We start from the raw sequence: 16398 nt of genomic DNA, 5'->3' as shown, positions 1-16398 counted from the left end.
GACGGATAAAAAGCGTCGGCTACGCCACTACCTTCACGTCCGTGTACGCGGCGCGCGAGTCCCAGCGGCAGCACACAATCGGCGCCAACAGCTCGACCAATGGCTCACCAAAAGCCACCTGACCAGCACCGTCGGCAGCGCCCGCATCGATGACTCGATCCCACAGTAGGCCCGGCGCGGTAAACAGCGGCACCACTACGAGTCCGCGTCCGCGCTTGGCCGCGCGCTCCTGCGCCGCGGCCACAGCATCGGCTCCCTTGATTTTCTCAGGACCGACCACGAATGCCGCGCTCACATGTCCCGGCAGCATCCCGCCAAGATTTGCCGCAAACTGGTGCACCGCCGCATTGGCATCCTCATCAGAGGAGCCGACCCCCATCACCAGCGCATCGACCGGCCAGGAAAAAGATGCATTCTCCGCCGCTTCGATGATTCGCTTTACGACGGCGCGCTTCGTGCCGTCGCCAAGCCCGAGACCTTCAGCCACTGTGATGTCAACACCATGCCGATCGCAGAGTCGAACCTGCTCGGGAACGTCGACTCGCGAGTGGAACGCATCGGTGAACAGCAGCGGTACAGCCAGTGCCTGAGTCTCGCCGGCAGCGGCGAGCTCGGCACAGACGGTATCCAGTGAGGGCTCGTCGAGGTCCAGCCAGGCGAGGCGAATCTGAGAGGGCGCATCCAGGCGGGTGAGCGGCATCTTCTCGCGCACGAGCGCGACCACGTCTTCGAGCACCGGTTTGGTCTCTGAGTGCCGAGAACCGTGCGCAAGCAGAATCAGTGCGGTCATCGATGGTCTCCTCAGGCTCGCTAGCTGTGCGTTCTGGTTTCTCTACCTGGCGGCTCTACTGGGCAGCGCCACGCACGAGGCCTGCGGTGAGAGTGTCACCGGTGCCCGGCTCGATGAGCAGGAACGCACCGACACGACCACCGACGCGGTAGGCATCGACCGGCAGCGGCTGTGCGACCTCGACGGTAATCTCAGCAACGTCGTTGACTGCAAGCTGATCAGCCACACCGGTGGGCTCACCGGTTTCGATATCGATGAGCGCATCGACGGAAGCGATACGACCACGCACCAGCGCGGCACCGTAGCGCACCTCTACGACGCGACCGACTGCCAACGGCTTGTCTGCAAGGTGGACGGCCACGGCGGAGAAACGGCGCACGTCTTCCGGGCGCGTGCCACTGATGAGGTCGCCACGGGCGAGGTCGAACTCGGCATCCAGGCTGATGGCCACCGACTGGCCGGCCACGGCCTCAGTGACATCCTCAGCTGCCACGGTGATCTTCGTGACCGTAGCCTGACGGTTGGCGTCTACGGAGACAACATCGCCCACACGCACGCTACCTGCGGCGATACGGCCGGCGTAACCACGGTATTCAGTGGCGTGATCGCGAATGACATAGTCGATGGGCAGGCGCAGGTCAGCCTCGGCATCGGTTTCCAGGTCGGCACCGATGTTGAGGTTTTCCAGCAGCTCCAGCACGGTCGGACCCTCGTACCACGGGGTGTGCTCAGAAGAATCGACAATGTTGTCGCCGACCAGAGCCGACACTGGAACAACGAAGGTGTTCTGCAGACCCAGGCGCTCTGCGAGTGCTGCCACATCCGACTCAATGGCGCGGAAGGCCTCTTCGCTATAGTCCAGCAGATCAATCTTGTTGACGGCAAAGATTACGTGGCGAACACCCAGCAGACCGGCCACCGTTGCGTGACGCTTGGTCTGCGTCACGACGCCGTTGCGCGCGTCGATAAGCAAAACGACGGCCTCAGCGGTGGACATACCGGTAATCGTGTTTCGGGTGTACTGCTCGTGACCAGGGCAGTCGGCGAGGATGAACGAGCGGACGTCGGTGGCGAAGTAGCGGTAGGCGACGTCGATGGTGATGCCCTGCTCGCGCTCGGCCCGCAGACCGTCGACCAGCAGCGACAGGTCAGGGTTTTCCTGACCGCGCGCCTGTGAGGAGGCGACGACGGCCTCGTACTGGTCAGCGAGGATGTTCTTCGTGTCGTGCAGCAGGCGACCGACGAAGGTGGACTTACCGTCGTCCACGGAGCCAGCGGTGCACAGGCGAAGAGTGCGACGAGCGCGAGTGGCGCGGTCAGCGGTAATCAGGGTAGCTGGGGAATTTGGCTGGCTCATCAGAAGTAACCTTCCTTCTTGCGGTCTTCCATGGAGGATTCGGACAACTTGTCATCTGCGCGGGTAGCGCCGCGCTCGGTGAGCTTGGATGTGCGAAGTTCCTCCATGACCTCCGCAATAGTGGTGGCAGTCGATTCGACAGCGCCGGTGCAGCTCATGTCACCGACAGTGCGGTAGCGGACAGTGCGAACCTCGAGGGTCTCGCCGTCGCGGGGGCCACCCCACTCGCCTGGTGCCAACCACATGCCGCCGCGGTTGAACACCTCACGCTCATGGGAGAAGTAGATGGGCGGCAGTTCGATGTCACGGGCTTCGATGTAGGCCCAGACGTCGGCCTCGGTCCAGTTCGAGATTGGGAAAACGCGGACGTTCTCTCCGGCGGCGTGGCGACCGTTGTAGAGACCCCACAGCTCAGGGCGCTGACGGCGTGGATCCCAACCACCGAAGGAGTCTCGGACGGAGAACACGCGCTCCTTGGCGCGGGCCTTCTCCTCATCGCGGCGGGCGCCACCGAGAACGGCATCGTAACCGCGGTTGGCAATGGTCTCCACCAGCGGCACGGTCTGCAAGGGGTTGCGGGTGCCGTCGGCACGCTCGGTAAGCACGCCGCTGTCGATCCAGTCTTGGACCTTGGCTACGTGCAGCTTGATGCCCGGCTGAGCGGCAATCTTGTCGCGGAATTCAATAACTTCGGGGAAGTTGTGGCCGGTGTCGACGTGGAGCAGCTCCAGCGGGATACCCGCCGGTGCGAAGGCGCGCTTGGCCAGCTCGAGCACGACGACGGAATCCTTTCCGCCGGAGAAAAGTAGTGCCGGACGGTCGAACTGACCGGCGGTCTGGCGAATAATGTCGATGGCCTCGGCTTCCAGCTCGGCAAGCCGCGGGTCGAGGCGGTTTTGTACGGAAACGGTGGTTGAGCTAGTCATGAGGGTTCTTTCTGTTGGGGCTGTGTTGGCTGTTGTAACTGCGCTGTTTTAGCTGATATCGGTTATCGGCGGGCGGCTAGTGGCTGGCGGCAAGTAGCTGTCTGCTAGCCGCTCGAACTAGAGGTGCAATCCGCACTCAGTCTTCTCGGAGCCCGCCCAGCGACCCGAGCGCGGATCCGCACCCTCTGCCACTCGCGCGGTGCATGTTGCGCAGCCAATCGACGGGAACCCCTGTTGCGTCAGCGGATGCACAATGAGGTCGTTGTCCTCGATGTACTGGGCAACATCCTCATCTGTCCAGGTGGCCAACGGGTTGAGCTTGATGCGACCAGTCTTGTCGATCTCCAGTACCGGCGTGTGCGCGCGGGTCGGCGCATCGACGCGCTTCAGACCTGTGACCCAGCCCTCGTAGGGGCGCTTCACGGCAGACAGCGGCTCGACCTTCCGCAATGCGCAGCAACGCGTCGGGTCGGTCTTGTACAGATCAACGCCCTCTTCGGCGTCCTGCTCGGCGCGGGTGCGCTTCGGCTCAATCGACAGCAGTCGGTTGTCGTAACGCTGTGCGACCTGCTCTGCCACGTCGAGGGTCTCCGGGAAGTGGTAACCGGTATCCAGGAAAATCAGATCTGCCTCCGGCGCGTGCCGAGCAGCCAGTTCCGCCAACACTGTGTCCTGCATCGACAGGGTCACAGCCAGTGGCGTGTGCAGGTGCTCCGCACCCCATTCCAATACTTCCCCAGCAGTGGCGGTCTCCAGCTTGGAGCCCCACTCCAGTGCGAGCTCAATCAGACGGCGAGCAGTTTCCGGGTTGTCCAGCGCGTCTTCACGCGCGAGCGCCTCCTGAGTCTTAATGACCTCAGCGGTTTTCAGTCCCGTGCTCATGACGCCACCTTTCTATCGATATGTCCGTGCAGTTTCACTGTGAATACCCGGCAGCATTCGCGGCATTGCCAGGCGTAATCGGTTTCCAAGTCGGGCCACAGATCATCACCGCCGCAGTAAGGGCAATGCATCACTGCACCCCGGTTCGGATTGGGGTGTGCGCTTCGACCACCGATTCCCAGTCGCGCTGGCGTCTCGTCTTTTTCGCTTGACGACGGCCCCTGCGACCGAACCCCATTGGTAGATTCACTCACTTCAGGTCCTCCTCATCAGCGCGGACAATCCACTCGCGGAACTGTTCACCCTCGTGGCGCTGCTCCTTGAAGTGATTGACGACGCGCTCGATGTAGTCACCCAGTTCTGCCGAGGTGACCTTGTGTCCGCGAACCTTGCGGCCGAAGTTGGCATCGAGCCCCAGCGAACCACCGAGGTGAACCTGGAAACCCTCGACACGGTTGCCCTCGTCGTCGGTGACAATCTGCCCCTTGAGTCCGATGTCGGCAATCTGCGTGCGGGCGCAGGCATTCGGGCAGCCATTGAGCGCAATGGTGATTGGGACGTCGAGGTCACCGAGGCGTTCCTCCAAGTCGCCCACCAAATCAATTGCGCGCTGGCGCGTGGTAACAAGTGCGAGCTTGCAGAACTCTAGGCCGGTGCAGGCCAGGATGCCCCGTCGGAAAGCTGAGGGCTTGGCAGACAGGCCAATTTCGTCGAGTTCTGCGAGCAGGGAGTCGACCTGGTCGTCGGCGACGTCGAGGAGAATGAGCTCCTTCATCACGGTGGTGCGGACGCGGGAAACACCGTGGCGCTCGGCGATGTCGGCGAGCTTGACCAGGTCAGAGCCCGGAACACGGCCAACAGCGGGCTTAACACCGACGTAGTTGAGACCGTCGGCCTGCTTGTGCACGCCGATGTGGTCACGGTCGCCCTCGAAAGGTTCGGGTGCGGGGCCGTCGATAAGCTTGCGGTTGAGGTAGTCGTCTTCGAGTACCTGGCGGAACTTCTCCGCGCCCCATTCAGCAACGAGGAACTTCAGACGCGCACGATTGCGCAGGCGACGGTAGCCGTAGTCCCGGAAGATGCGGCACACGCCCGCCCATACCTCGGGAACCTCGTCCTCTGGGATCCAGGCGCCGAGACGCTGGGCGAGCATCGGGTTGGTGGAGAGACCACCACCGACCCAAACGTCGAAACCGGGGCCGTGCTCTGGATGATTGACACCGACGAAGGCAACGTCCTGGACCTCGTGGGTGACATCGAGACGCGGGGAACCGGAAACTGCCGACTTAAACTTACGCGGTAGGTTGGAGAACTCGTCGCCGGAGAGGTACTCCGCCTTGATGCGGCGGATGGCGTTGGTGCCGTCGACAATTTCATCGGCCGCAACACCGGCAACCGGGCTGCCTAGAATAACGCGGGGAACGTCGCCGCAGCCAAAGTTGGTGTCGAGACCAACTCGCTCAAGGCGCTCCCAGATCTCCGGCATATCTTCGACGCGAATCCAGTGCAGCTGGACGTTCTGGCGGTCGGAGAAGTCCGCAGTGTCGCGGGCGAAGTCGCGGGAAATCTCGCCGATGGTGCGAATACCCTCGGTGGTGGTCTGGCCACCGTCGAGGCGGACGCGGAGCATAAAGTACTTGTCCTGCAGTTCGGCGTTGGTCTTCACGCCGGTGTGCTCACCGCTAAGCCCCTGCTTGCGCTGGGTGTAGAGGCCAATCCACTTAAAGCGAGGCGCTAGGTCCTCCGCGGGGATGGAGTCAAACCCTTGCTTGGAGTAGATGTCGATAACACGCTGCTTAACGGCGATGCCAGCATCTTCTTTCTTAATGCGCTCGTCGTCGTTAAGTGGCTCGCGGCCGTCGATAAGCCACTGCCCCTGTGGCTTCGGTGCGCGCTTCTTACGTCGGGTAGCCGCTGCGGAAGCTGGACGCTCGGCGGTTTTCGTAGGAGAGCTCATGGGGAATCTACCGAATCACTTTCGTTTTGTTCTCGTTGACCGAATTAGTTTCTAATCTTTATAGACCGTTTGGTCTACGTTGCATTGCAGGCAACATTAGACCGACCAGTCTGGCTAGTGCAAGCCGGGACACGCTCGGATACCTAGCGGACCCCCGCTTCGCCCACGCGGACACCGTTTTTCGCACCCACTTTGACACCTTCAGAAGCATCCTCGGCCCCGACATCAACCGAAGCGGGTGATGGAGATCCAGAACTAGACACATCAGCCGAGGGAGACTGAGAAGTCGGCTCAAGTTGGACCCGCTGACGCAGCCCCGGAAGAGTGTCGTGCGAACGCGCCCACAGCACCAGCACAACGACAACAAAAGCCCACACAAGCAGCACCGTTGCCAGCACGCCCCCAGAAACCAGCGACGAAAACAGAGTGCGAATATTCAGCCCCACCAACACGCCGCCGATCGCAATTCCAAGCAGCCGCGGATTAATGCGCCCCACCAGGTACGCAGCCAAGGGGGCCGCAATCACACCACCACACAACAAACCAATTACCGGTGCAGCATGCTGGGTGAATTCCTCCCGCAGCTTGGGCAAAAAGCCCAGTACAGCCGCCGAGGCAACGAGAAATTCCGCCGCAGAGACAGTACCGATAATCTTGCGCGGCTGGTCAGCCTCAGCGCCGAGCAAAGTTGAGGTGGTAACAGGCCCCCAACCACCACCTCCAGTGGAATCAAGCAGGCCACCAAAGAGCCCCAGCGGAGCGAGCTTCTTCGCGCCCCAGGCCTTCTTCTTGCGCTTAACACTGGCCAAAAAGGCGAAGCGGATAATCACCCACAGACCGAGGAAAAGCAAGATTGTCGAGGTCACAGGCGTCGCAGCATCACCGTCGAGATTCGCCAAAAAGGTCGCACCAATAAAGGCACCGATAGCACCCGGCACGCCAAGACTCAGCGCGCGTCGCCAGTCGACATTGCCGAATCGCCAGTGTGAAATACCGGAGGCCAGTGTCGTACCCACCTCTGCTACGTGAACCACCGCCGACGCAGTGGCAGCACTACTACCAGCGACAATAAACAGCGAAGTAGCGGTGACACCGAAAGCCATCCCCAGAGTGCCGTCGACTAATTGCGCGCCAAGGCCGATTAGCACGAAGACTATGAGTTTTTCCATGACAAGCCCTTCCCCGCTTACCCAACCAGAGCCTGCCGTTGCCACGATGCTCGCACGACGAGCCCCTTTCAGAGCTCATTCAGCAGAAGCGATGCGCAGCAAAACCCTCTCAAGCCAAAGCAGTGATTCTTGCGGTGTTTTGTGTTTGCTTTTTGTAGACCAGTTTGTCTATATTCTGTTTCAGCAAGCATAGACCGGTTGGTCTACGATAAGCAATCGCGACAAAGAAAACGTAGAAAAAGGATTCCACCCAATGACCAACGACCAGACTGCAGCCCAGAACACGGCCGCTTCCTCACTGCCCGATCTCGCCAACTCCACCACGCCACTGCGTGTAGCCGTGGTTGGCTCGGGCCCGGCCGGCATCTACGCCTCCGACGCGCTGATGAAGTCCGGCCGCGATGTCGCCATCGACCTCTACGAGCGCCTTCCAGTGCCGTTCGGCCTCATCCGCTACGGTGTTGCGCCAGACCACCCGCGAATCAAGGGCATCATTAAGTCCCTCCACCGAGTGCTGGACAAGCCGCAGGTTCGACTGCTGGGCAACGTGGACGTCGGCAAGCAGGTCAGCGTTGATGAACTGCGCCAGTTCTACGACGCCATCATCTTCGCCACTGGCGCGACCGGCGACCGCGATCTGAACATCCCGGGCTCGGATCTGCCGGAGCACTACGGCGCCGGTGAGTTCGTAGGTTTCTACGACTCCCACCCGGAGTTTGCTCGCGAATGGGACCTCTCTGCTGAGTCGGTCGCTGTGATCGGCGTCGGTAACGTGGGTCTCGACGTCGCCCGTATTCTCGCCAAGACTGCCGATGAGCTGCACGTCACCGAAATCGCCGACAACGTCTACGACGGCCTGGCAAAGAATGCCGCCCGCGAAGTCCATGTCTTTGGCCGTCGCGGTCCGGCTCAGGCAAAGTTCACTCCACTGGAGCTGAAGGAACTGGACCACTCTGACACCATTGAGGTTGTCGTGAATCCGGAGGACATCCAGTACGATGCCGCCTCCGAAACGTCCCGTCGCGAGTCCAAGATCACCGATCAGGTCTGTACGATTCTGGAAAACTACGCCATCCGCGAGCCAAAGGGCGCCCCGCACAAGCTCTTCATCCACTTCTTCGAGTCCCCGGTCGAAATCATCGGCGAGACCGGTGAAGATGGAGTACAGCACGTCAGCGCTATCCGCACCGAACGCACCGAACTCGACGGCGAGGGTGGCGTCCGCGGCACCGGCAAGTTCACCGAATGGCCGGTCGGTGCGGTCTACCGCGCAGTCGGCTACCGCTCCGACGCAGTCACCGGCGTACCGTTCGACACCGGCACGCACACCATCCCAGATGCCGGCGGCCGCGTGCTTGACGACATCGACGGCAACCACATCCAGGGCCTGTACACCACCGGCTGGATTCGCCGTGGCCCGGTCGGCCTAATCGGTAACACCAAGGGCGATGCCAACGAAGCTGTCGGCAACCTCATCGCCGACTGGGAGGCAGGTCGCCTGGCCGCACCTGCAAAGCCCACGCATAACGACGTCGACGAGTTCCTGGCCGACAAGGGCCTCCAGGTCACCACCTGGGAGGGCTGGCACGCACTCGACGCCGCCGAGCGTGCCGCGGGCGAAGCCGAAGGCCGCGAGCGCAAGAAGCTGGTCGAGTGGGCTGACATGGTTGCGGCCTCCACGGTCGTCGCAAAGCAGCCAGATTCCGATGACGTGGCCGAAGCTGTGCACGAAGCTGTTGTGGAGACCGTCGCGAGCTAGCGCATCGGGTCTAACCGGACAGTTGATTGTGCACGTCAGTCGATCTTCGGATTAGAGTTAATACATGGCTTATCATGCAGACTCATCCAACCTGGACGTCAAGGAAGTTCTGACCTGGGAAGGCTTCGGCGTCGCCTCCCGTGAACTGGCACAGCAGATTGTCGACTCGGACTTCGACCCGGAGATTATTATCGCCGTGGCCCGCGGTGGCCTGCTGCCAGCAGGCGCACTCAGCTACACCATGGGCGTCAAGCTCTCTGACGCCATCAACGTCGAGTTCTACACCGACGTGGCGGAGACCCTGCCGGATCCGGTTCTGCTGGAGCCGCTCCTGGACATCGAATCGATTTCCAACCGCCGCCTGCTGGTCGTTGACGATGTGGCCGACTCCGGTCGCACGCTGCATCTGGTGCTCGACCTGCTCAAGAAGCACGGCGCTGAAGTCCGTTCCGCTGTGCTCTACGGCAAGTCCCGCTCGGAGATTGCACCGGACTACGTCTGGAAGCACACCGATGACTGGATCGTCTTCCCCTGGTCGGCCGAGCCACCGGTACAGAAGTCCAAGTAGATCAAGTAGCTTACGCACCACAGCGGGCACAAAAAAGTGCGCTGCAGCGTTCCTTTCCCAAGCAACACCAGCAGCGCACACTAGGTCGTCGAACTACCCCAGTTCGACGACCTTAATCTTTGATGCCGCCTCCGATGCGCGCTCACGAGCAGCATCGACAGAATCCGCGGTCGAAACAGCAACACCCATGCGGCGACGCGGGCCAGCAACCGGCTTACCAAAGATACGAATATCGGTCTCCGGAATAGCCATGGCCTCCGTCAGCCCGGTGTAACCCGGCTGCTCGATGTCAGCACCGCCGTAGACGACAGCGGAGGCTCCCGGGGACACCAGCGTGACGTCGATAGGCAGACCCAACACTGCGCGCGCGTGCAGCTCGAACTCGGAGAAACGCTGCGTACCCATGGTGACCATGCCGGTGTCGTGCGGACGCGGGCTGACCTCGGAGAACCACACCTCATCGCCGCGGACAAACAGCTCGACGCCGAAGATACCGCGACCGCCCAGCGCGTTGGTGATGCGCGCGGCGACAGAGCGAGCATTGTCCAGGGCGTTTTCGCTCATGGCAGCCGGTTGCCAGGACTCAACGTAGTCACCATCCTGCTGACGGTGGCCGATGGGCTCACAGAACCACGTTGCCCCCTCGCCGGTCTCCGGATCCACGGAGCGCACGGTCAGCAGCGTGATCTCATAGTCGAAATCGACGAAGCCCTCCACGATGACGCGACCGGACTCAACGCGACCGCCACTCATGGCGTAATCCCACGCGGCCTGGACATCCTCCGGCGAACGCAGCGTGGACTGTCCCTTGCCCGAGGAACTCATGACCGGCTTGACCACGCATGGGAAGCCAATCTCATCAACAGCTGCGGTGAACTCATCAAAGCTGGAGGCGAAGTGATAGCGGGAAGTCGGCAGCCCCACCTCTTCCGCAGCCAGGCGGCGAATACCCTCTCGGTTCATGGTCAGCTGAGTCGCCCGTGCGGTCGGAATAACGGTGACGTCCAGCGTCTCATCTTCCTCGACCTCTGCCAGCACCTCGGTTGCCAGAGCCTCAATCTCAGGGACGATGAAGTGTGGCTTGACCTGGAGAATCAGGTCCCGCAGTGCGCTAGGGTCCGACATATTCAACACGTAGGCGTGGTGAGCTACCTGGTGTGCCGGTGCATGCTCGTAGCGATCGGCAGCGTGCACCTCAACGCCAAGACGCTGGAAAGCAATGGTCACCTCCTTGCCGAGCTCGCCAGAGCCGAGCAGCAGAACTCGCGTTGCTCCCGGCTGGTACGGGGTTCCGGTGACTTCAGGGGTGAACATCGAGATAAATTCGCTTTCGTCTACGGCACATACGCTGCGCAACCAGCAGCTGTTAAATTGATTGCCTCCAGCATACGACAGCGAGCTGATTCACCGCGGCGGGCACGGGCGGGAACCTAGCGCGGGAACACCCGCTGGAACTCAGCCAGCGCCACCTCACGGTCAGCGGCCAGGACAACATTCGCCACCGCTCCGGCTGAATCCTCCACCACCTGGCCGCGGCGTGCTGGCTCATCTGCAAAGGTTCGCTTATCGACGCCCACGAGACGCATCTTCTCCACTTCCCCGGTCACCGCACCGACGGCCACCATCGCGGCAAAGAGGTCATGAACCTGCGCCTTGTAACCGACTCCAACTCCCTGGTGGAACTCAAAGTAGAACTTCAGTGAGCGACGCAGAACACGCAGTAGCTCCGGGTTCATACCGGCATCTCGCCAGGATTCAATCTCAGTATCACTAATGGTGATGGTCTCGGTGACATTGAGCGGAACCAGCGTCGGCACCGGCGCGCCTGCGGCGGTGGCGATGCTGCGCACGGCATCCTCCGGGCGCTCGACGGCCACAGCGCCCGCGGTGCCGAAGACCTCGATGACCGCGGTGGGGTCAACCCAGAAGTTCCATTCCGCAAACTCGGTAACGTTACCGTGGTACTCCACAGCACCACCCATAATGGTCACGCCGTCGAGCTCCCGCATGAGTTCCGGGTACTTCTTCAAAGCGGCCACGTAGGTGGTCATAGGGCCAGTGACCAGCAGGTGCACCTTCTCCCCCGTCGACCGTGCCTGCTCGATGACCTGGCGCCACAGCGCCAGCGGATCCGCCGCTCCTGCGCGCCCCGGTTCGTAGATGACGGCCGGTGGCGCCAGGTTGTAGCCCAGCCCGTACGGGCCATGAGTCTCAGGCGTGGTGGTCAGCTCACGGTCAGCGGGCCCCTCGAAACCGCTGACGACCGGAACCTCCGGACAACCACAAAGATTCAGCATGTACTTGGTATTACGGGCAGACCATGCCGCAGTGGTGTTACCACCTGCGCAGGTCACACCCACCAGCTCGATCTCGCCTGCGGTATGCAACCCCGCGAGGTAGACGAGAGCAAGACTGTCATCGATACCCGTGTCAACGTCGGCAAGCACTTTCAAACGCGTCATAAGGTCAAGTGTGACACGAAACACGCTCGGCCCGCAGAGCTAAACATGGGCAAAACAGGGATACAGACGAGTTTCCGCTGGTGCTGGCCGGGTTTACTAGTTCGTCGACATCGCTGCATCACCCACCGGAGCAGGCTCCGGCAGCGGCATATTCAGCTCGGCCAAGACCTCGCGCAGTCGCGTCGGGTAGTCGGTGATGATGCCGTCGACACCAGCGGCAATCTGCTCGCGCATGGTCTCCTTTTCGTTCACCGTCCATGGCACCACCTTCATGCCGGCCTCATGCGCACGGGAGATTAGCTCCGGCGTGGCGACCGGGTGGTAGTCAGCATCCGACGGTGTCTTGCCGTAAGGAATGCTGTGCGTCGGCGAGAGCACCTGCACGCCGAGCTGCTTGGCGGCCTCGATGATGTCGCCATTGACCTCGTCGTAATTGACATCGCCAATCCAAGGAGAATCCTTCTTCCAGGTGGTTTCGTCCCACAGCATGACCAGCGGAATCTCCGGGTTCCGTTCCGCGACCAGCGGCAACGAGCGCCAATCGAAGGATTGAATCATCACACGATCAGCCACACCCGCGCGGTCAATCTCGTCGAGAATCACATCGACGAACTCCTGCGGTTCTGCCGAGTCAGCGCGCTTTTCGCCCTCGATCTTGGTCTCAATGTTGAAGTGGATGTCCTGGTTATCCTTAGTCAGCTCGAACAGCTCCGGCAGGGTCATCATCCTATTGCCCTTGATTGGCTCCGCATCCGGGAAGTCCTCGAGCTTCTTGTCACAGACCAGGGTTTGTACCTGCTCATAGGTGAGATCATGTACGAGCTTGCCGACGTACGGGTACTGCGGGTCCCCCTCCGTCACTGGCTCGGTGTCCGAGCACTTGTCGTCTTGGATTTCCGGATCGTGCCAGACCATAGGCACGCCATCCTTCGTCAGGACGATGTCCAGCTCCAACGTCGTAACGCCCAGCTCCAACGAGTTGATCATCGCCTGCTTGGACTCCTCCGTCCACTCACCGCGACCACCACGGTGTGACTGCAGATCAAAACCCTCCGGCAGCTTAGCCATCGCAGCCGGCCGCACATTCGCGGCCGCATTCAGCTCAGCGACCTGCTGCTTTTCAAAGGTCTTCTCTTCGCTCGACGTAGTGCTAACCGCGCTTGCACTGCTTGACGACGATGCCGCGTCGTTGTCCGCATCATTGCTGCATGCTGCAATAGGAGAAATAGCAAACGCGCCCATAGCGATGGCTGCGATTGCGCGACGCGTGCCGTGGACGCGTGAATTCTGAGGCTGCTCGCTCTGCTTGGTCCGTTCGTCAAACATGGAGTCAGATGAGTTGCGAGAAGACATGGCCGGTGATTTTTCCTCTTTGGGCGTAGTATTAGCGACTTCATAGCGACGGCGCAGTACCGACAACACAGTGTCGACAAACTACCGTCGGAGGTTTACGGAACACAGAAATCTAGATGAAAACTGTGTGGCGCGCCACTACTTTAAAACGGCCTGACAGCACTCGCATCTGGAGAGAGTGCGGGGTGAGCGTTTAATTTCCCTCTGCTTTTGGAATCTCGCCTTCTTGAGCGACCTCTGACCCATCCCAGGAGTACGTAACGGGAGCGTTGTACTGGTCTTTAAAGGCGAAGGCACCGCCGTCTTCGATCATTTTATTGACATCGAAGAAATTGACGGTCACAGTTTTGCCATCGCCCTCGACCGAGTTGATTGTCTGCGGACCACCGGCGGTACCCACGTACTCGCCCTTATGAAACAGCAGCACTGCACCAGCGGTAGTTGAATGCGTAATTTCATTCTGTACTGCTGAGGCAAAGGTCAACTCGCTGGTGGTATCCCAGTTCGTATCGTCCGTGACTGTCCAACCGCTGCCATTGCCACCTTCCATTGAGTTCAGGTCGGCAACCGCTTCTTCGAAAGCCTCTTCCTGGGTTGGCGCAGAAGAACCCCCATCGGAGTCGTTGTCATCGACATCCGGATTGGGGGTATCTGCACTTTCACTGTCATCCTCGACAGTGGTGGTCGTAGTGATGGTCGTCGTTTCTTGATCTACCTGAGAAGCAGAGGTCGGTGCTGCGGTCTCATCAGTGGAGCAACCGGACAAAGCCACTACACCTGCGACCGCCGCGCTAACCAGCATCGACCCGCGACGAACTGAATGACCACTCATGGCTGGAACCTCTTCTGTTCTCTCAAGTTTTCTCAAGCACTGCGCTACGACGGAGCATTACTTTCTCATGTCCGACTCTGAATTGAGTTTACTTGGGAAAACTCAAGAGACCCCGGGAGTGTCCAAGAATTTTCGAAAGCTCTCGAAAATTCTCGGGAGTCCTTAGGAAGCGGGTGTCGCGCCGCCGGGAATCTTGCCCTCGTGGACGACGTGATCTCCGTTCCAGAAGAAGTGAACATTAGAGGTGAACTTGGCCGCATCAGCGTTCGGCGCACCTGCGGCCTCCTGGGCCTCCCAGTCGTGGTAGATGACCGAGATGTTCTTACCATCAGGGGTCGGCGTCACCTTGTTGATGTGCTGAGGCCGGTCAGAGTCCGTACCAATGAACTCACCCTTGTGGAACATCAACAGCACAGTGGAGGACTGAGCGTTGCCCTGCTTGGCCTGATCTGCGAGAGCAAAGCTCAAATCGCTACACGGGCTGAAGTTGGAGGTGCCAGTGTACTTCCACCCATCATGGTTGTTCGGACGCTCCCTGTTGACCTTATCCAGGGCCTCCTGGATTTCAGGTGCTGCCGGGTTCGGGGTACAGCTATCTGCCTTCGCCGGAGCCGGTGCCGGCACTGGGGCCGGTTCCGCCTGAGCCGCGGGAGCTGCAACGGCTCCACCTACTGCGGAGAAAACCATCGCGCCGGAAAGTACGGCGGAACTTGCCAGTCGTTGTACTCGGTGTCCTGTGTTTTGCATGAAAACCACACGCCTTCTGTCGTTTGGACTTCTGTCGTTGGACCACGCGGTGAGGCCTACGATACAAAAATGACTCTGGGATGCCAGTGTCAACTGATAATTCCCAGAGCCTTCTCGTGGTTAGCAAATGTTCTTTTTTACAGCAGCCAGCAGTTTCGACACCGAAGATTTTTTATCTAACAGTTCGATAAAGCCGGGTCGAAAGCCGGACTATTTTCCGGCTAGTTCGCCACTGCCCCCCCCCAGGCTAAGTACCCAGCGCTAGTTGCCCAGCGCTAGTTGCCCAGCACATCGTGGACAACGATGGTCTGGTCACGACCCGGGCCAACACCGATGTAGGAAATGCGAGCGCCGGAGAGCTCCTCCAGGCGGTTCAGGTAATCCTTGGCCTTGTCCGGCAGCTCATCGAAGGTGCGGCAGCCAGTGATGTCTTCGTCCCATGCAGGCATGGTCTCGTAAATCGGGACAGCGTGGTGGAACTCCGACTGGGTGAGTGGCATTTCGTCGTGACGCACGCCATCAACGTCGTAAGCGACACAAATCGGAATCTCGCCGATACCAGTCAGGACATCCAGCTTGGTGATGAACAGATCCGTGAAACCGTTGACGCGCGCGGCGTAGCGAGCCAGCACCGAGTCGTACCAACCACAGCGGCGCTTACGGCCGGTGTTGACTCCGACCTCACCGCCGGTGGTCTGCAGGTACTCGCCCCACTTGTCGAACAGCTCCGTCGGGAACGGGCCAGCACCGACGCGGGTGGTGTAGGCCTTCATGATGCCCAGCACCGAAGTGATCTTCGTCGGGCCGATGCCGGTGCCCACGCAGGCACCACCAGCGGTTGGGTTCGAGGAGGTCACGAACGGGTAGGTGCCGTGGTCGACGTCGAGCATGGTGGCCTGGCCGCCCTCCATGAGGACGTGCTTGCCGGCATCCAAAGCCTGATTGAGCTCAAACTCCGAGTCGATAATCATCGGGCGCAGACGATCGGCGAAGCCCATGAAGTAATCAAAGACTTCATCCGGGTCGATAGCGCGGCGGTTGTACAGCTTGACCAGAATCTGGTTCTTCTGAGCCAGCGAAGACTCAATCTTCTGGCGCAGAATCGACTCATCCAGAATGTCCTGGACACGCAAGCCCGTACGGCCGACCTTGTCGGCATACGTCGGGCCGATACCGCGGCCAGTGGTGCCGATAGCGCGCTTACCCAGGAAGCGCTCGGTCACGCGGTCCAGCGTCTGGTGGTACGGAGCAACCATGTGGGCATTGCCGGAAACGCGCAGGCGGGAGGCTTTTGCACCGCGAGCTTCGAGGCCATCAATCTCGTCGAAAAGCGCCTCGAGGTTGACCACACAGCCGTTACCGATAATCGGCACAGCGTTTTCCGACAGCACACCCGCCGGAAGCAGCTTCAGCTCGTACTTCTCACCGCCGACGACAACGGTGTGGCCGGCGTTATTGCCACCGTTGGGCTTGACGACGTAGTCGACGCGGCCACCGAGAATATCGGTTGCTTTGCCCTTGCCCTCGTCGCCCCACTGGGCACCGACGATAATGATTGCGGCCATAGTCCTACTTCAACTCCTGGGATTGCAGACG

The 16398-nt window shown here is 60.6% G+C and carries 14 protein-coding genes; 2 read left to right on the top strand and 12 right to left on the bottom strand.

The window, feature by feature from the left end:
• Positions 1-19 precede the first annotated feature (19 nt).
• The 6 genes from QP981_RS00465 to QP981_RS00440 form a co-directional block, all read right to left on the bottom strand.
• On the bottom strand, positions 20-790 hold the full coding sequence (locus QP981_RS00465; protein ID WP_187400225.1) for a sirohydrochlorin chelatase: 771 nt from the start codon (positions 788-790) through the stop codon (positions 20-22).
• Positions 791-845: 55 nt separating this feature from the next.
• The gene (locus tag QP981_RS00460; RefSeq protein ID WP_187404883.1) at positions 846-2147 is read right to left on the bottom strand and encodes a sulfate adenylyltransferase subunit 1; all 1302 of its coding nucleotides are present in this window, start codon (positions 2145-2147) and stop codon (positions 846-848) included.
• Positions 2147-3073 carry a sulfate adenylyltransferase subunit CysD gene (cysD, locus tag QP981_RS00455; RefSeq protein ID WP_070429385.1) on the bottom strand — a complete coding sequence of 309 codons (927 nt, stop codon included), beginning with the start codon at positions 3071-3073 and terminating at the stop codon, positions 2147-2149. Before cysD ends, QP981_RS00460 begins: the two co-directional genes overlap by 1 nt.
• Positions 3074-3190: 117 nt before the next feature.
• Positions 3191-3955 carry a phosphoadenylyl-sulfate reductase gene (locus QP981_RS00450; protein WP_048734528.1) on the bottom strand — a complete coding sequence of 255 codons (765 nt, stop codon included), beginning with the start codon at positions 3953-3955 and terminating at the stop codon, positions 3191-3193.
• 250 nt (positions 3956-4205) lie between these two features.
• Entirely contained in the window at positions 4206-5912 is a 1707-nt protein-coding gene (locus tag QP981_RS00445; protein WP_070603872.1) for a nitrite/sulfite reductase, read from the bottom strand.
• A gap of 143 nt (positions 5913-6055) precedes the next feature.
• Positions 6056-7081 (bottom strand): sulfite exporter TauE/SafE family protein, encoded by a 1026-nt coding sequence (locus tag QP981_RS00440; RefSeq protein WP_284857213.1) that lies wholly within the window; start codon positions 7079-7081, stop codon positions 6056-6058.
• A 253-nt stretch (positions 7082-7334) separates the two neighbouring features.
• Between QP981_RS00440 and QP981_RS00435 the strand changes: the two genes are divergently transcribed.
• Positions 7335-8840, top strand: a complete 1506-nt coding sequence (locus QP981_RS00435; RefSeq protein ID WP_284857215.1) for an FAD-dependent oxidoreductase — start codon at positions 7335-7337, stop codon at positions 8838-8840.
• A gap of 64 nt (positions 8841-8904) precedes the next feature.
• Positions 8905-9408, top strand: coding sequence for a phosphoribosyltransferase (locus QP981_RS00430; RefSeq protein ID WP_048734520.1), 504 nt, complete (start codon positions 8905-8907; stop codon positions 9406-9408).
• 93 nt (positions 9409-9501) lie between these two features.
• On the opposite strand, the gene purT is transcribed toward QP981_RS00430, so the two are convergent.
• The 6 genes from purT to QP981_RS00400 all read right to left on the bottom strand — a co-directional run bounded on the left by purT (position 9502) and on the right by QP981_RS00400 (position 16367).
• On the bottom strand, positions 9502-10722 hold the full coding sequence (gene purT, locus QP981_RS00425; RefSeq protein WP_048734516.1) for a formate-dependent phosphoribosylglycinamide formyltransferase: 1221 nt from the start codon (positions 10720-10722) through the stop codon (positions 9502-9504).
• A gap of 116 nt (positions 10723-10838) precedes the next feature.
• Positions 10839-11870 (bottom strand): nucleoside hydrolase, encoded by a 1032-nt coding sequence (locus QP981_RS00420; protein ID WP_049189472.1) that lies wholly within the window; start codon positions 11868-11870, stop codon positions 10839-10841.
• Between the two features lie 96 nt (positions 11871-11966).
• The gene (locus tag QP981_RS00415; protein WP_049169869.1) at positions 11967-13223 is read right to left on the bottom strand and encodes a glycerophosphodiester phosphodiesterase family protein; all 1257 of its coding nucleotides are present in this window, start codon (positions 13221-13223) and stop codon (positions 11967-11969) included.
• A 193-nt stretch (positions 13224-13416) separates the two neighbouring features.
• Positions 13417-14055, bottom strand: coding sequence for an LppP/LprE family lipoprotein (locus QP981_RS00410; protein ID WP_048734507.1), 639 nt, complete (start codon positions 14053-14055; stop codon positions 13417-13419).
• A 162-nt stretch (positions 14056-14217) separates the two neighbouring features.
• Entirely contained in the window at positions 14218-14802 is a 585-nt protein-coding gene (locus QP981_RS00405) for an LppP/LprE family lipoprotein (RefSeq protein ID WP_069358963.1), read from the bottom strand.
• A 275-nt stretch (positions 14803-15077) separates the two neighbouring features.
• Positions 15078-16367: an adenylosuccinate synthase gene (locus QP981_RS00400; RefSeq protein ID WP_070439010.1), complete on the bottom strand. Its 1290-nt coding sequence runs from the start codon at positions 16365-16367 to the stop codon at positions 15078-15080.
• Positions 16368-16398: the final 31 nt, after the last annotated feature.

Source organism: Corynebacterium sp. MSK047, assembly GCF_030232285.1.
GTDB classification, from domain to species: Bacteria; Actinomycetota; Actinomycetes; order Mycobacteriales; family Mycobacteriaceae; genus Corynebacterium; species Corynebacterium jeikeium_D.
This window is presented reverse-complemented; position numbering and strand designations above follow the sequence as displayed.

Excerpts from the sequence above, each read along its gene's own strand:
- QP981_RS00465 (WP_187400225.1), bottom strand. The coding sequence starts at position 790 with ATGACCGCACTGATTCTGCTTGCGCACGGTTCTCGGCACTCAGAGACC.
- QP981_RS00460 (WP_187404883.1), bottom strand. The coding sequence starts at position 2,147 with ATGAGCCAGCCAAATTCCCCAGCTACCCTGATTACCGCTGACCGCGCC.
- cysD (WP_070429385.1), bottom strand. The coding sequence starts at position 3,073 with ATGACTAGCTCAACCACCGTTTCCGTACAAAACCGCCTCGACCCGCGG.
- QP981_RS00450 (WP_048734528.1), bottom strand. The coding sequence starts at position 3,955 with ATGAGCACGGGACTGAAAACCGCTGAGGTCATTAAGACTCAGGAGGCG.
- QP981_RS00445 (WP_070603872.1), bottom strand. The coding sequence starts at position 5,912 with ATGAGCTCTCCTACGAAAACCGCCGAGCGTCCAGCTTCCGCAGCGGCT.
- QP981_RS00440 (WP_284857213.1), bottom strand. The coding sequence starts at position 7,081 with ATGGAAAAACTCATAGTCTTCGTGCTAATCGGCCTTGGCGCGCAATTA.
- QP981_RS00435 (WP_284857215.1), top strand. The coding sequence starts at position 7,335 with ATGACCAACGACCAGACTGCAGCCCAGAACACGGCCGCTTCCTCACTG.
- QP981_RS00430 (WP_048734520.1), top strand. The coding sequence starts at position 8,905 with ATGGCTTATCATGCAGACTCATCCAACCTGGACGTCAAGGAAGTTCTG.
- purT (WP_048734516.1), bottom strand. The coding sequence starts at position 10,722 with ATGTTCACCCCTGAAGTCACCGGAACCCCGTACCAGCCGGGAGCAACG.
- QP981_RS00420 (WP_049189472.1), bottom strand. The coding sequence starts at position 11,870 with ATGACGCGTTTGAAAGTGCTTGCCGACGTTGACACGGGTATCGATGAC.
- QP981_RS00415 (WP_049169869.1), bottom strand. The coding sequence starts at position 13,223 with ATGTCTTCTCGCAACTCATCTGACTCCATGTTTGACGAACGGACCAAG.
- QP981_RS00410 (WP_048734507.1), bottom strand. The coding sequence starts at position 14,055 with ATGAGTGGTCATTCAGTTCGTCGCGGGTCGATGCTGGTTAGCGCGGCG.
- QP981_RS00405 (WP_069358963.1), bottom strand. The coding sequence starts at position 14,802 with ATGCAAAACACAGGACACCGAGTACAACGACTGGCAAGTTCCGCCGTA.
- QP981_RS00400 (WP_070439010.1), bottom strand. The coding sequence starts at position 16,367 with ATGGCCGCAATCATTATCGTCGGTGCCCAGTGGGGCGACGAGGGCAAG.